Origin of the sequence: Streptomyces sp. NPDC014861 (genome assembly GCF_043081625.1) — a bacterium.
Classification (GTDB): Bacteria; Actinomycetota; Actinomycetes; order Streptomycetales; family Streptomycetaceae; genus Streptomyces.
Genome location: NZ_JBIBWV010000016.1, coordinates 59493 through 73515, shown reverse-complemented (window position 1 = coordinate 73515; position 14023 = coordinate 59493). Strand labels below are relative to the sequence as shown.

The window sequence follows — 14023 nt, the reverse complement described above, 5'->3', positions numbered from 1 at the left end:
GCCCGACGGGCGCGAAGGCTACTTCTTGCCCTGGTTCTTGACGGCCTCGATGGCGGCCGCGGCGGCCTCCGGGTCGAGGTAGGTGCCGCCGGGGTTGAGGGGCTTGAAGTTCTCGTCCAGCTCGTAGGCGAGCGGGATGCCGGTGGGGATGTTGAGGCCCGCGATGTCGGCGTCGGAGATGCCGTCGAGGTGCTTCACCAGGGCGCGGAGGCTGTTGCCATGGGCGGCGACCAGGACCGTGCGGCCGGCGAGGAGGTCCGGGACGATGCCGTCGTACCAGTACGGGAGCATGCGCTCGACGACGTCCTTGAGGCACTCGGTCTGCGGGCGCAGCTCCGGCGGGATCGTCGCGTAGCGGGCGTCGCCGGCCTGCGAGTACTCGGCGTCGTCGGCGAGCTTCGGCGGCGGGGTGTCGTACGAGCGGCGCCACAGCATGAACTGCTCCTCGCCGAACTCGGCGAGGGTCTGCGCCTTGTCCTTGCCCTGGAGGGCGCCGTAGTGACGCTCGTTCAGGCGCCAGGAGCGGTGGACCGGGATCCAGTGGCGGTCCGCGGACTCCAGCGCGAGCTGGGCGGTGCGGATGGCGCGCTTCTGGAGGGAGGTGTGCAGGACGTCGGGGAGCAGGCCGGCGTCCTTGAGCAGCTCGCCGCCGCGCGTCGCCTCCTTCTCACCCTTCGCGGTGAGGTTCACGTCCACCCATCCGGTGAACAGATTCTTCTCGTTCCACTCGCTCTCGCCGTGGCGGAGGAGGATCAGCTTGTACGGTGCGTCGGCCATGCGTACGAGCCTAATGGACCACTGACGATTGACGCGCGTCGTCAATTCGCTGGCGTCCGCCAGCCGAGATGCGTAAGTTTCGAGAGCCATCGGAGGGACTTACAAGACCGGAGACACTGCCTCATATGTCCATCGCTTCTCTCAGACGATCGGCACGCGCCACCGTCTCCGGCCTCCCGCAGGGCTTCTGGTGGCTCTGGCTGTCGACCTTGGTCAACCGCACCGGGGCCTTCGTCCTGACCTTCCTCTCCCTCTACCTGACGACGGAGCTCGGGCACTCCGCGTGGTTCGCCGGTCTGGTCGTCGCCCTGCACGGTCTCGGCGGCGTCGCCGGATCCCCGCTCGGCGGCGTGCTGACGGACCGGTGGGGACGCCGGCCCACGATGGTCACGATGCACCTGGCGTCCGCCGCCTGCGCCGGCGCGCTCGCCTTCGTCACCAGCGCCTGGGGCGTGGCCCTGGTCGTGCTGCTGATGGGCGTCTCCATGCAGGCGGTCCGTCCCTCCATCAACGCGACGATCGCGGACATGGTCCCCGCCGACGACGTCCGCCGGGCGTACGCCCTCAACTACTGGGCCCTGAACCTGGGCTTCGCCGTCGCCTCGATCGCCGGCGGCGCCGCCGCCTTCCTCGGCTACCGCACCCTCTTCCTCGTCGACGCCGTCGCCACCACCCTGTGCGCGGTCATCGTCTTCCTGCGGCTGCCGGAGACCCGCCCCGAGCGGGTCGTGGCCGCGGCCGGGGAGAAGGCGGCCGAGGAGCGGGTGTCGATGCTCGACGTGCTGCGCGACGCGCCGTTCCGCACCCTCGTCCTGCTCAACCTGCTGGTCTGCGTGGTCTTCACCGCGCCCTGGATCGGACTGCCGCTGACCATGGCCGAGCAGGGCCTGCCGCCGTCCTCGTACGGCATGGTGATCGCGGTCAACGGCATCGTGATCGTCGGCTTCCAGCTGCTGGTGAACAAGGTGACCGAGCGGCGCTCGCCGGTCGTCCTGCTGACCGTCTCCTCGCTGCTCTTCGCCGTCGGCACCGGCGCGACGGCGCTGGCCGGTTCGTCCGTGGCCTTCGCGGCGACCGTCATCGTGTGGACGATCGGCGAGATGGTCCACGTGCCGACGAACGCCGCCGCCACCGCGCGGCTCGCCCCGGAGCACGCCCGCGGGCGCTACCAGGGCGTGATGGGCATGTCGTGGGCGGTGGCCGGCTTCGTCGCCCCGGTGATGGCCGGCGCGGTCGTGGACGGACCCGGTTCGAACGTGCTGTGGGCCGGGACCTTCGCCCTCGGCGTCGTCGCCGCCGTCGGCTACGCCCTCCGGCTCCGCAAGGCGCTGCGCGAGGAGGAGCCGGTGGTCGCCCCGGTCGCGGACCCCGCGGTGGAGGCGCTGGAGGCCGAGGGGGAAGGGGCCGTGGAGAAGGCCGTCAGTCCCGCTCCGGTGCCGTCTCCCGCTCCCGTGCCGTCTCCCGCTGCGGCGCCGTCGGCGGCGTCGTCTCCCGCGTCAGGCTCCTGAAGGCGTCGAGGTTGCGCGTCGACTCCCCGCGGGAGACCCGCCAGGCGTACTCCCGCCGGATGGCCGACGCGAAGCCGAGTTCGAGCAGCGTGTTGAAGTCGCCGTCCGCCGCTTCCAGGACCGAGCCGAGCAGCCGGTCCAGCTCCTCCGGCGTGACGGCGGCCAGCGGGAGCTTGCCGGCGAGGTAGATGTCGCCGAGCGGGTCGATCGCGTAGCCCACCCCGTACAGCCTGAGGTTCCGTTCGAGGAGCCAGCGGTGGACGCCGGCCTCGTTCTCGTCGGGGTGGCGGACGACGAAGGCGTTGAGCGAGAGGGAGTGGCGGCCGAGCCGCAGCGACAGCGTCGTGGACAGCTTGCGGACGCCGGGGAGCTTGACCACGTACGAGCCCGGTTCGGGGCTCTCCCACTCCAGCTCCGCCTCGTCGAGCGTGCCCTCGACGATCCGCCGTGCGTCCTGAGCGTCCTGAGCGTCAGCCATGGTGGGAGCGTACGCGACGGTGGTGCGCCCGCTGCCTGTGGTCGTGCATGGCGGCCGTGTACACGTCGGCGGTGGCCGAGGCGGCCGTGTCCCAGCCGAAGGACCCGGCGTGCCGGGCGGCGGCCTCGCCCATCCGGGCGGTGAGCTCCGGGTCGGCGGCGAAGCGCTCCAGCACGCGCGCGTAGTCCGCGGGGTCGTGCCCCTGCACCAGGAAGCCGGTCCGCCCGTCCCGCACGGCGACGGGCAGGCCGCCCACCGAGGCCGCCACGACCGGTGTGCCGGCCGCCTGCGCCTCGATCGCGACCAGCCCGAAGGACTCGCTGTACGAGGGCATGACGAGGACCGACGCGGCCCGGAACCAGTCCGCGAGCCGCTCCTGGCCCACCGGCGGGTGGAAGCGCACCAGATCCGCGACGCCCAGCCTGGCCGCGAGCTTCTGCAGCTGTTCCGGCTTCGCGAGGCCGCTGCCGCTGGGTCCGCCGACCACCGGCACCACCATGCGGGAGCGCAGCGAGGGATCGCGGTCGACCATCAGGGCGGCGGCGCGCAGCAGGATGTCCGGGGCCTTCAGCGGCTGGATGCGGCCGGCGAAGACGGGGACGAAGGCGTCCCGGGGCAGTCCGAGGCGGGCGCGTGCGGCGGCCCGGCCGTCGGCGGGCCGGAACCGGTCGAGGTTGACCCCCGGGTGGACGACCGCGATCTTGCCGGGATCCGCCTCGTAGAAGCGGGCCAGCTCGTCGGCCTCCTCGGTGGTGTTGGCGATCAGCCGGTCGGCGGCGGCGACGATCTGCGTCTCGCCGATGACCCGGGCGGCGGGCTCGGGGGTGTCGCCCTCGGCGAGCGAGGCGTTCTTGACCTTGGCCATGGTGTGCATGGCGTGGACGAGCGGGACGCCCCACCGCTCGGCGGCGAGCCAGCCGACGTGGCCGGAGAGCCAGTAGTGCGAGTGGACCAGGTCGTAGTGGCCGGGGCGGTGGCCCGCCCACGCCTGCATGACGCCGTGCGTGAAGGCGCAGAGCTGGGCCGGCAGCTCCTCCTTGGCCAGCCCCTCGTACGGGCCGGCGTCCACGTGCCGCACCAGGACGCCGGGCGCCAGCTCGACCACGGGGTCGAGGCCGCCGGTGGTGGCCCGGGTGAAGATCTCGACCTCGATGTCGATCGCGGCGAGCCGCTTGGCGAGCTCCACGATGTAGACGTTCATGCCGCCCGCGTCGCCGGTGCCCGGCTGGTGGAGCGGGGAGGTGTGCACGGAGAGCATGGCCACCCGGCGCGGGGTCCGGGGGCGGCCCGGCAGCCACAGCCGGGACGGGGCTGCCGGGTGCCGGTGCCGGGTGCCGGCGAACCGGGACACGTACTGGCTCACTGCGGCGGTCCTTCCGCGAGAGGGGCCTGGCGTGCGGACATGACAGGCGGAGGGCGCGGTACACGTCCTCCGCCCCGCACAACACCGGAACGGTTCCTTTCATTTCCTCCGCCCCCGGCGCTTTGCCAATTCATTACGCGGGGGCCTCCTCGCCCTCCCGCTCCGTATCCTTCCTCCCATGGCCCCGCGCACCACCCGCCCCGTCGGCACCCCGACCCGCGGGACCACCAACCCGAACCGGCTGCGCCGCATGGACCGCTGGATCGCCGCCGTCCACGGCCCCGCCCTGCGCCGCTCCCCCGAGCCGCCCGTCGCCGTCGACCTCGGTTACGGGGCCGCGCCCTGGACCGCCGTGGAACTGCTCGCCCGGCTGCGCACCGCCGAGCCGCGGACCCTGCTGTACGGGATCGAGATCGAGCCCGCGCGGGTCGAGGCGGCGAAGCCGTACGAGGAGCGGCACCAGGGGCTGTTCTTCGCGCACGGCGGCTTCGAGGTGCCGGTGCCGGGCGCGCCCGCGCTGATCCGGGCCGCGAACGTGCTGCGCCAGTACGACGAGGAGCAGGTCGCGGCCGTGTGGGAGCGGCTGTGCGGGCGGCTCGCGCCCGGCGGGCTGCTGGTCGAGGGGACCTGCGACGAGATCGGGCGCCGGCACGTGTGGGTGGCGCTGGACCGGAGCGGGCCGCGCACGGTCACCCTCGCGACCCGGCTCGGCTCCCTCGACCGCCCCTCCGACCTCGCCGAGCGCCTGCCGAAGGCGCTGATCCACCGCAACGTGCCGGGCGAACCGGTCCACGCTTTCCTGCGGGACTTCGACCGGGCCTGGGCGGCGGCCGCGCCGTACGCCTCCCTGGGGGCCCGGCAGCGGTGGATCCGCTCGGTCCGCGACCTGGCCGGGGAGTGGCCGGTCGTGGACGGCCCGAAGCGGTGGCGGCAGGGCGAGGTGACGCTCCGCTGGGAGGCGCTGGCCCCGGGCGGCGGCTGAGCCCCGCGCGGCCTTCCGGGCGGCCCGGGCGGCTGAGCCCGCCCGGCCCGCCGGACACCCCGGACCGCGGCTGAGCCCGCGCGACCTTCCGGACACCCCCGGCCCGCCGGACACCCCCGGCGCCCCGATCGCCCCGGACGCCCCGGTGTCTCCCGGGTGTCCTGGGGGCCACCGGCGCACCACATTCCTCCCGCGCGACCCCCGGAGGGGAACGTCACCCGCTCACCGACCGTCACTCTGACGGGGTACCTGTCGTTTTCCCGTTCCGCGTGGCACTATCGCCAGGACCACACAAGTTACTGACGGTAAATCAGAAAGTGGCCGAGGGGGCACCCGGTCATGAGGGGGATCCAGTGAACCGACGACGCCGACGTCCGTACGCCGCCGCCGCGGTCACCGTGGCCTGCGCCCTGGCCCTGCTGGCCACCCCGGCGCTCACCCTCCAGGCCGCCGCCGCCCCGCTGCCGCCGCCCCCGCCGAAGAAGACCCTCGAACAGGTCCGTACGGAGATCGACCGGCTCTACCGGCAGGCGGCCTCCGCCACCGACGCGTACAACCTCGCCGAGGAGCGCACCGAGAAGCAGTCCGCCGAGATCGTCCGGCTCGCCCGCATGATCGAGGGCGGCCGCAAGCGGATCGACACCCTCAAGGCCCAGGCCGGCGCCACCGCCCGCGCCCAGTACCGCAACGGCGGCCTCCCCGACGGGGCCCAGTTCGCCCTCGCCGGAGACCCCCAGCTCTTCCTCGACACCGCAGGCCGGCTCCGCGAGGGCGCCAAGGCCACCACCGACCTCATCGGCGAACTCTCCCGCGCCCAGGCCGAGCTGGACACCTACGCGAGCGAGGCCGGCGACCACTGGACCACGCTGGAGGCCGACCGCGTCCGGCAGGCCGAGGCGAAGAAGGAGATCAACGGCAAGATCGCCGCCGCGAAGAAGCTGGAGAGCGAACTCGCCGCCGAGGAGCGCGAGCGGCTGCGCCGGCTGGAGGAACTGGCCCGGCAGCGGGCCCAGTCGAAGTGGCTCGGCTCCGGCATCCTCGCCGAACTCTCCCCCGAGGCCACCCCGGAGAGCGGCAAGGCGATCCGGTCCGCCCTCGCCCAGGTCGGCAAGCCGTACGTGTGGGGCGCCGAGGGCCCCGACTCCTTCGACTGCTCCGGGCTGACCCAGTCCGCCTGGGGGGCCGCGGGCAAGCCGATCCCGCGCACCTCCCAGGAGCAGTGGCGGCTCCTCCCCCGCGTGCAGCCGAAGGACATGCGCCCCGGTGACCTGATCGTCTACTTCCAGGACGCCAGCCACATCGGCATGTACATCGGCGACGGGAAGATGGTCCACGCGCCCCGCCCCGGGCGGAACGTCACCGTCGCGGGCGCCGGCTCGATGGAGATCCTCGGCATCGTCCGCCCGTCCTGACCGCCCGGCCGCCCCCGCGCGGCCGGGGCCCCGCCCGGCGACGCCGTCATGACGGCCCGGCCGCGCGCCCCCGCCCGGCGTCCCCCGCCCGGCGCCCCCGCGTCCACCCATCGGACGCCCGCGCCCGACCTGACAGATCGCCCCGAGTGACCTTTCTCATGGGTCCGGAGCCCGCCCGCGCCTGCTCGGGGCGCAACTACCTCCCCTTCCGCGGCATATGCCAACGCGTGCCGGGCCGCCCGCGGAGTGATCGCCATTCCGCTGCGCGCCGCACTGCCGCTATGGTCCCGGACGGGCGGGACGCCACCCGGCGCCCGGCGCACCCTCGGGGGAGGGAAGGAAACCCGAACCGATGCCCGTATCCGTACCGCGCCAGAGAATCGTCTCTGCTGCGGGGCAAGGCGAGACCACCGCCATGGACGCCACCGCTGTGACAGACACAGGAACAGGCACAGGAACAGGAACACCGGCCACCGCGGAAGCCCCCGCGACGGCCGACCGCGACCGCACCGACCTCACCCTCCTGGTCGTCGAGGACGACCCGGCGGGTGCCCTCGCCGTACCCGAGCTGCTCGACGCGGCCGGCGCCTCCGGCATCCGGATCCGCATCCGTACCGCCCGCAACCTCACCGAGGCCGAGCGGCTCCTCACCGACGACGTGCACTGCGTGCTCGTCGACCTCTCGCTGCCCGCGCCCCGCGGCACGTCCGGCGAGGACCCGCTCGCCGGACTGCGGCACATCCTGCGCCTCGCGCCCCGGCACGCCGTCCTCGCCCTGGCCCCCTCGACCGACCCCGAACTGGCCGCGGAGGCGGTCCGGGTCGGGGCCCAGGACCACCTCTTCCGCGAGGAGCTGGACGGCCGGCTGCTGAGCCGCGCCATCCGGTACGCGGTCGAACGCAAGCGCAACGACGCCGCCAAGGTGAAGCTCGCCGAGTCCCGGCTGCGCGCCCAGGAGAACGCCCGCCTGGAGCGCGGCCTGCTGCCCACCCCGCTCCTGGAGGGCTCCGACCTGGCCTTCGCGGCGAGCTACCGGCCCGGCCGGTCCCGCGCGCTGCTCGGCGGCGACTTCTACGACGTCGTCCGCACCCCGGACGGCACCGTCCACGCCATGATCGGCGACGTCTGCGGCCACGGCCCGGACGAGGCCGCCCTCGGCGTCGAGCTGCGGATCGCCTGGCGCGCCCTGACCTTCGCCGGACTCTGCGGGGACGAGCTGCTCTCCACGCTCCAGCAGGTCCTGGAGCACGAGCGGGAGAGCGAGGAGATCTTCGCGACGCTGTGCACGGTCGACATCGCGCCCGACGGACGCCGGGCCGGGCTCTGCCTGGCCGGGCACCCGGCCCCGCTGGTCTCCCACCGGGGCGGGACGGCACGGCTCCTGCCGTACGAGGACGGGGGCCCCGCCCTGGGCCTGCTGCCGCGCGCCCGCTGGCCGCGCCGACAGGTCGAGCTGGGCGGGGCGTGGAGCCTGCTGCTCTACACCGACGGCCTGATCGAGGGCCGGACGGCGGGCCCCGGGTCGCCGCGGCTCGGACAGGACGGCATGGTCGGGGTGATCAACCGGCAGCTGGCCGGCGGTCTGCACGGCGAGGCGCTCCTGGAGGCGGCGATGGCCGAGGCCCGGGCGCTGAACGGCGGCGAGCTGACGGACGACGTGGCGCTGCTCGCCCTGGAACGGGGCGGGGCCCGGGGATAGTCCCCGGGCCCCGGCCGCCGTACCCGCCGACGTCTCGGCGCACGCCGTACGTGCCCCGCCGCCGGTCGCGCCTACCGGCCGCCGTTGTAGGGGCCGTACGGTCCGTCGCTGCTGGAACCGCCGCGCCGGCCGCCACCGCCGCCGCCCATCACCTGCTTGAGGGCGGGCCGCACGTCCACCATGAAGACGATCGCGGCGATCAGGCCGGCGATCAGGAGGAAGAGCAGGCCGGGCAGGAAGAGGTTCAGGGCGAGGTTGACCCCGAGGAGGATCAGCCAGAACTTCTTCGTCTGCTTGTCCGCGGCCCGGTAGGCGTCCTCACGGACCATCGCCGCGATGACGAACGAGGCGATCGCGAAGCCGGTGAAGACCAGGAACATCAGCAGGGTGAGGGTGTTGTCGAACCGGTCCATCAGCATGCTGAACACCGCCTAGGGGGTCATGGGGTACGTACGCCTCGCGGTCAACGTACCCGTTCCAACGCGTCCGGCCCCAGAAATCGTGCCCGGGTCCGCTATTCGGCCTCGGCGGAGGCGGCCGCGGCGGCCGGCTTCTTGGCGGGGGCCTTGCGGGCGGCGGGCTTGCGGGCGGGCGCCTTCTTGGCCACCGGCTCCTCGGCGACGGCCTCGGACACCTCAGGGGCCGCGGGGGCCTCGGACGCGGCGGAGGGCTCGGCCGCGGCGGCCGTCTCCGACGGCCCGTCCGCCGGCTCCGGCTCGACCACGACCGCGATCTCGGTGATCGTGTCCGCCGTCTCGCCGCGCCAGGCGCGGACGCTCTCCTCACCGCGGGCGGCGACCTCCTCGTACTTCTCGCGCGCCTTGACCGCGTACTCGGCGGCCACGCCGACGCCCCGCAGGGCCAGGTCCTGCGCGGTCTCGCCGAGCTTCTTGAAGTCGGTGTCGAGCACCCCGACGACCTCGGCGACCTTCGCCTGGACGACGGCCTGGGCCTCCTTGGCCCGGTCGGTCACCTTCTCCTGCACGGCCTTGGGGTCGGTGTTCCGGACGGCCTCGATCCGGCCGGGCGCCTCCGCGGCGAGCTGCTCGATCAGGCCGGGCACCTTCCGGGCCTGCTGCACGGCGAGCTCGGCGGTGCCGGCGGCGAAGTAGAGGGGGGTACGCAGTTCGTCGATGATGGCCATGCTGGTGGTCCTCCCGGTGGGCGTACGGTCTAGCTCGAAGGCGGCGTGGCATCGGGGGCGGCGCTCTCCGCCACCCTCGCCGCGGCGTTCTCGGCGGCGTTCCCGGCGACGTTCTCCGTCGCGCTCTCCGCCGCGTTCTCCTTGCGGAAGGAGTCGTAGATCTGGAGCAGCACCTGCTTCTGCCGCTCGCTGATCGAGGGATCGGCCAGGATGACGGCACGCGTCTCCAGCTCGTCCCGCTCCCTCTCGTCGAGGATCCCGGCCCGCACGTAGAGCGTCTCGGCCGAGATCCGCAGGGCCTTGGCGACCTGCTGGAGCACCTCGGCGCTGGGCTTGCGCAGCCCGCGCTCGATCTGGCTCAGGTACGGGTTCGACACCCCGGCCGCCTCGGCGAGCTGCCGGAGCGAGAGCTGCGCGGTGCGCCGCTGCTCGCGCAGGTACTCGCCGAGGCTGCCGAGATTGCCGACGTTGAGCGATGCCATGGTGCGTACCCTGCCACCGCTTGCTAACTATTGCAAGCAACTGCTTGCTGGAGTGTTCGCGGAGGCGGGGCGCCGGTACCGTGAAGGGCGTGACGACCCGCATACCGCTCGACGACCTCCGGCGCCTGCGCAAGGCGCGGGACCAGATGGACCGGGACTACACGCAGCCGCTGGACGTGCCGGCCCTCGCGCGGACGGCGCTGATGTCCGCCGGACACTTCGCGCGCAGCTTCCGGAGCGCCTTCGGGGAGACCCCGTACAGCTATCTGATGACCCGGCGGATCGAGCGCGCCAAGGCGCTGCTGCGGCGCGGCGACCTGTCGGTGACGGACGTCTGCATGGAGGTGGGGTGTACGTCGCTGGGCTCGTTCAGCTCGCGCTTCACCCAGTTGGTGGGCGAGACGCCGAGCGCCTACCGGGCGCGCGAGCACGGCGCCGACGCCGGGCTGCCCGCCTGCGTCGCCAAGGTGGTCACGCGACCGGTCAGGAACGGAGAAGCGCGGCCCGGCGGCGCTCCCTAGCGTGGAACCCATGGACATCAACCTGCACCAGTGCTTCATCGCCGTCGACGACCACGAGGCCGCCCTCGGCTTCTACCGCGACGCGCTCGGCTTCGAGATCCGCAAGGACGTGGACTTCGGCGGCATGCGCTGGGTGACCCTCGGGTCGCCCGCGCAGCCGGACGTCGAGATCGTCCTCGAACCGCCGCTGGCCGACCCCGGCGCCACCGAGGAGGACCGCAAGGCCGTCACCGAGCTCCTCGCCAAGGGCCTGCTGCGGGGGGTCAACCTCCGCACGGCCGACGTGGACGCGGCCTTCGAGAAGGTCCGGGCGGCCGGCGCCGACGTGCTCCAGGAGCCGGTGGACCAGCCGTACGGCGTCCGCGACTGCGCCTTCCGCGACCCGGCCGGGAACATGATCCGGATCGCCCAGGCCTGACGCGCCCCGCGCCGACCCCCACCTCCACCCTGAACCAGCCCTCACCCCCACCCTGAGCCGACCGGCCAGGCCCGGTGCCGCAGCCGCCCCACTCCCGGCTCACCCCAGAACCGTCCCGTTCCGGACCGTCCGGAACGGGACGGTTCTGGCTACCCTGGCGGACATGACCGCCATGAGCCCCCGCCGCAGCGAGCCCGATCTCTCCTACCTCCTCGACCACACCAGTCACGTCCTGCGCACCCGCATGGCGGCGGAGCTGGCGGAGATCGGACTCACCGCCCGGATGCACTGCGTCCTCGTCCACGCCCTGGAGGAGGAGCGGACCCAGGCGCAGCTGGCCGAGATCGGCGACATGGACAAGACGACGATGGTCGTCACCGTGGACGCCCTGGAGAAGGCCGGGCTCGCGGAGCGGCAGCCCTCCAGCACGGACCGGCGGGCGCGGATCATCGCCGTCACCGAGGCGGGCGCGCGGGTCGCCGAGGAGAGCCGGCGGATCGTGGACGGCGTCCACGCGCAGGCCCTCGACTCGCTCGCGGAGGAGGAGCGGGAGGTGCTGGTGCGCGCGCTGGGGCGGCTGGCGGAGGGGCATCTGAGGACACCGGCCGAGGGGCCGGCGGCCACGCGCAGGGCCCGCCAGAAGAGCTGAGCCCCGCGACCACCCCGTTCCACCCCTCAGATTTCCTCTCCTAAAAAATAGTCTGCAACAAAACCTTCTGCTAGCGTCTCTCCTGTCGCCTCCATCGACAGGAGAGATCCATGCGTGCCCTCCGCACCCGCGCACAGTCCCGCCCCGAGCCCCGCTCCCTCGCGCTCGCCGTCCTCGCCAGCGCCATGCTCATGACCGTCCTCGACGGCAGCATCGTCACCGTCGCCATGCCCGCCGTCCAGGCCGACCTCGGCTTCACCCCGGCCGGGCTGAGCTGGGTCGTCAACGCCTACCTGATCGCCTTCGGATCGCTGCTCCTGCTCGCCGGACGGCTCGGCGACCTCATCGGACGCAAGCGCATGTTCCTCGCCGGGACGGCCGTCTTCACCGGCGCGTCGCTGCTCGCCGCCGTCGCCGCCTCCCCCGCCGTCCTCATCGCCGCCCGCTTCCTCCAGGGCGCCGGCAGCGCGATGTCCTCCGCCGTCAGCCTCGGCATCCTCGTCACGCTCTTCACCGAACCGCGCGAACGCGCCCGCGCCATCGCCGTGTTCAGCTTCACCGGCGCCGCCGGCGCCTCCCTCGGACAGGTCCTCGGCGGGCTCCTCACCGATGCCCTCTCCTGGAACTGGATCTTCTTCATCAACCTGCCCATCGGCGCCGCCGCGATCGCCCTCGCCGCCCGCGCCCTCCCCGCGGACCGCGGCCTCGGCCTGCGCGCGGGCGCCGACGCGCTCGGCGCGCTGCTGGTCACCGGGGGCCTGATGACCGGCATCTACGCGGTCGTGCGGATCGAGGAGTACGGCGCCGCCTCGGCCCACACCCTCGGCCTGGGCGCGCTCGCCCTCGCCCTGCTCGCCGGCTTCCTGGTCCGCCAGCGCCGGACCGCGACCCCTCTGATGCCGCTGCGGATCCTCCGCTCCCGGGCGGTCGCCGGTGCCAACCTCGTCCAACTGCTCATGGTCGCCGCCCTGTTCTCCTTCCAGGTGCTGGTCGCCCTCTACCTCCAGAAGGTCCAGGGGTACGGCGCCACCGCGACCGGGCTCGCCATGCTGCCCGCCGCCCTGGTCATCGGCGCCGTCTCGCTCGGCGTCGCCGCCCGGCTCATCACCCGGTTCGGCGAGCGGGCGGTGCTGCTCACCGGGATCACGCTCCTCGTCGGCGTGCTCGGCCTGCTGACCCGGGTGCCCGTGCACGCCTCGTACGCCGTCGACCTGCTCCCGGTGATGCTGCTCGCCGCCGGCTTCGGCCTGGCGCTGCCCGCCCTCACCGCACTCGGCATGTCGGGCGCCGACGAGGCCGACGCGGGCCTGGCCTCCGGACTCTTCAACACCACCCAGCAGATCGGCATGGCCCTCGGCGTCGCCGTCCTGACCACCCTGGCCGCCGCCCGCACCGAGGCCCTCGGCGCGGCGGGCCGAACCGCCGCCGAGGCCCTGACCGGCGGCTACCGGCTCGCCTTCGCCGTCGGTACGGGGCTGCTGCTCGCCGCCCTCGCCGTCGCGGCGACCGTACTCCGCCCCCGCAAGCCCCAGGACCCGACCACGATCCCGACGCAGACCCCGACCCGGAACCAGACCCCGACCCCGAACCAGAACCCGGCCAAGACCCCGACCCCGACCCCGACCCCGACCCCGAACGCGACCCTGCCCCGGGACCCGGCCCCGTCATCGCCCGCCAAGGCCGGCGCCACCACGGCCGCCTGACCGAGCCTCAGGAAGCGCGGCCCTCCACGAGGGCCGCGACGCCGTCCAGGATCCGGGCGAGACCGAAGCGGAACTCGTCGTCCGGATCATCGGCATGGTCGAGGACCCCCGAGTCGATCACCTTCGCCACCTCCGGGAACGCCTCCGGGTCGACCAGCCGGCGCAGGGTACGGCTGTACTGGAGCATGGCCTCCCGGGGCTCGGCCCCGGTGGCCGCCACCGCCTCGGCCAGCTCCACCATCATCAGCGCCTCGTTCTTCACGAACCCGGCCACGAGCAGCGTCACCGCCAGCTTCTCGCCCGCGTCCAGGCCCGTGCCGGCCATCGCGCGCAGCATCTGCTCCCACCAGGCGACCCCGTTCGGGGTCGAGGGCGGCCCGGAGACCGGGACCCGCAGGAGCCACGGGGAGCGCCGGTAGATCTCGCGCAGCTCCCGGGCCACGCGCTCCAGCCCCTCGCGCCAGCCCGCCTCCGGGTCCACCAGGCCTTCCGGCGGGGCGCCGGTCGCCGCCTCCTGCATCAGCACGTACAGCTCCTGCTTGGCGGAGACGTACCGGTAGAGGGACATGGTGGAGGCGCCCAGCTCCTTGGCGACCCGCCCCATCGAGACGGCCGCCAGCCCCTCCGCGGAGGCGAGCTCCACGGCGGCGGCGACGATCCGGTCCTGGCTCAGTCCGGGCTTGGGGCCCTTGGTGGGGCGCTCGCGCAGCCCCCAGACAGCCTCGATGGACGGCGGCAGATACGTCCCGCCACCCTCCGGGGCCGCCCGTCCGTCCTTGTCGCCCGTCATCCGCGCCGCCTCCCGACCTCGCTCGCTTGACGCCCATCCTAGTAATGCGTAACCCTTACACAGTAACGCGTAGGGCATACGCAGTACGCCGCTGAGC

15 protein-coding genes are annotated in these 14023 nt (G+C 73.6%); 8 read left to right on the top strand and 7 right to left on the bottom strand.

Features of this window, described 5'->3' with window-relative positions:
* Positions 1–18: 18 nt before the first annotated feature.
* Complete coding sequence (locus ACF1BN_RS26640) at positions 19–777, bottom strand: phosphoglyceromutase (protein ID WP_392334123.1); 759 nt, start codon at positions 775–777, stop codon at positions 19–21.
* A gap of 125 nt (positions 778–902) precedes the next feature.
* On the opposite strand from ACF1BN_RS26640, the gene ACF1BN_RS26635 reads away from it, so the two are divergent.
* Positions 903–2285 (top strand): MDR family MFS transporter, encoded by a 1383-nt coding sequence (locus ACF1BN_RS26635; RefSeq protein WP_392334122.1) that lies wholly within the window; start codon positions 903–905, stop codon positions 2283–2285.
* Here the strand turns inward: ACF1BN_RS26635 and ACF1BN_RS26630 are convergent.
* Together ACF1BN_RS26630 and mshA are read right to left on the bottom strand one after the other, a co-directional pair.
* Complete coding sequence (locus tag ACF1BN_RS26630) at positions 2197–2763, bottom strand: YbjN domain-containing protein (RefSeq protein ID WP_392334121.1); 567 nt, start codon at positions 2761–2763, stop codon at positions 2197–2199. The genes ACF1BN_RS26635 and ACF1BN_RS26630 overlap by 89 nt on opposite strands.
* Complete coding sequence (gene mshA / locus ACF1BN_RS26625) at positions 2756–4126, bottom strand: D-inositol-3-phosphate glycosyltransferase (protein ID WP_392334120.1); 1371 nt, start codon at positions 4124–4126, stop codon at positions 2756–2758. Before mshA ends, ACF1BN_RS26630 begins: the two co-directional genes overlap by 8 nt.
* A 178-nt stretch (positions 4127–4304) precedes the next feature.
* On the opposite strand from mshA, the gene ACF1BN_RS26620 reads away from it, so the two are divergent.
* The 3 genes from ACF1BN_RS26620 to ACF1BN_RS26610 all read left to right on the top strand — a co-directional run bounded on the left by ACF1BN_RS26620 (position 4305) and on the right by ACF1BN_RS26610 (position 8219).
* The gene (locus ACF1BN_RS26620; RefSeq protein ID WP_392334119.1) at positions 4305–5108 is read left to right on the top strand and encodes a class I SAM-dependent methyltransferase; all 804 of its coding nucleotides are present in this window, start codon (positions 4305–4307) and stop codon (positions 5106–5108) included.
* Positions 5109–5461: 353 nt separating this feature from the next.
* Complete coding sequence (locus ACF1BN_RS26615; RefSeq protein ID WP_392334118.1) at positions 5462–6520, top strand: C40 family peptidase; 1059 nt, start codon at positions 5462–5464, stop codon at positions 6518–6520.
* 415 nt (positions 6521–6935) lie between these two features.
* A complete protein-coding gene (locus tag ACF1BN_RS26610) occupies positions 6936–8219 on the top strand; it encodes a PP2C family protein-serine/threonine phosphatase (protein ID WP_392334117.1) in 1284 nt (427 codons plus the stop codon).
* Positions 8220–8290: 71 nt separating this feature from the next.
* Here the strand turns inward: ACF1BN_RS26610 and ACF1BN_RS26605 are convergent, their stop codons facing one another.
* The 3 genes from ACF1BN_RS26605 to ACF1BN_RS26595 form a co-directional block, all read right to left on the bottom strand.
* Positions 8291–8638: a DUF2516 family protein gene (locus ACF1BN_RS26605; protein WP_392334191.1), complete on the bottom strand. Its 348-nt coding sequence runs from the start codon at positions 8636–8638 to the stop codon at positions 8291–8293.
* Positions 8639–8733: 95 nt separating this feature from the next.
* Positions 8734–9363 carry a hypothetical protein gene (locus ACF1BN_RS26600; RefSeq protein ID WP_392334116.1) on the bottom strand — a complete coding sequence of 210 codons (630 nt, stop codon included), beginning with the start codon at positions 9361–9363 and terminating at the stop codon, positions 8734–8736.
* Between the two features lie 29 nt (positions 9364–9392).
* Positions 9393–9845, bottom strand: coding sequence for a helix-turn-helix domain-containing protein (locus ACF1BN_RS26595; protein WP_392334115.1), 453 nt, complete (start codon positions 9843–9845; stop codon positions 9393–9395).
* Between the two features lie 101 nt (positions 9846–9946).
* Here ACF1BN_RS26595 and ACF1BN_RS26590 point away from each other — a divergent pair, with 101 nt between their 5' ends.
* The 4 genes from ACF1BN_RS26590 to ACF1BN_RS26575 all read left to right on the top strand — a co-directional run bounded on the left by ACF1BN_RS26590 (position 9947) and on the right by ACF1BN_RS26575 (position 13136).
* Positions 9947–10366, top strand: coding sequence for a helix-turn-helix transcriptional regulator (locus ACF1BN_RS26590; protein ID WP_392334190.1), 420 nt, complete (start codon positions 9947–9949; stop codon positions 10364–10366).
* A 10-nt stretch (positions 10367–10376) separates the two neighbouring features.
* A complete protein-coding gene (locus ACF1BN_RS26585; RefSeq protein WP_392334114.1) occupies positions 10377–10784 on the top strand; it encodes a VOC family protein in 408 nt (135 codons plus the stop codon).
* Positions 10785–10947: 163 nt separating this feature from the next.
* Positions 10948–11433, top strand: coding sequence for a MarR family winged helix-turn-helix transcriptional regulator (locus ACF1BN_RS26580; RefSeq protein ID WP_392334113.1), 486 nt, complete (start codon positions 10948–10950; stop codon positions 11431–11433).
* A 110-nt stretch (positions 11434–11543) separates the two neighbouring features.
* On the top strand, positions 11544–13136 hold the full coding sequence (locus ACF1BN_RS26575) for an MFS transporter (RefSeq protein ID WP_392334112.1): 1593 nt from the start codon (positions 11544–11546) through the stop codon (positions 13134–13136).
* 7 nt (positions 13137–13143) lie between these two features.
* On the opposite strand, the gene ACF1BN_RS26570 is transcribed toward ACF1BN_RS26575, so the two are convergent.
* Positions 13144–13926 (bottom strand): TetR/AcrR family transcriptional regulator, encoded by a 783-nt coding sequence (locus ACF1BN_RS26570; RefSeq protein WP_392334111.1) that lies wholly within the window; start codon positions 13924–13926, stop codon positions 13144–13146.
* Positions 13927–14023: the final 97 nt, after the last annotated feature.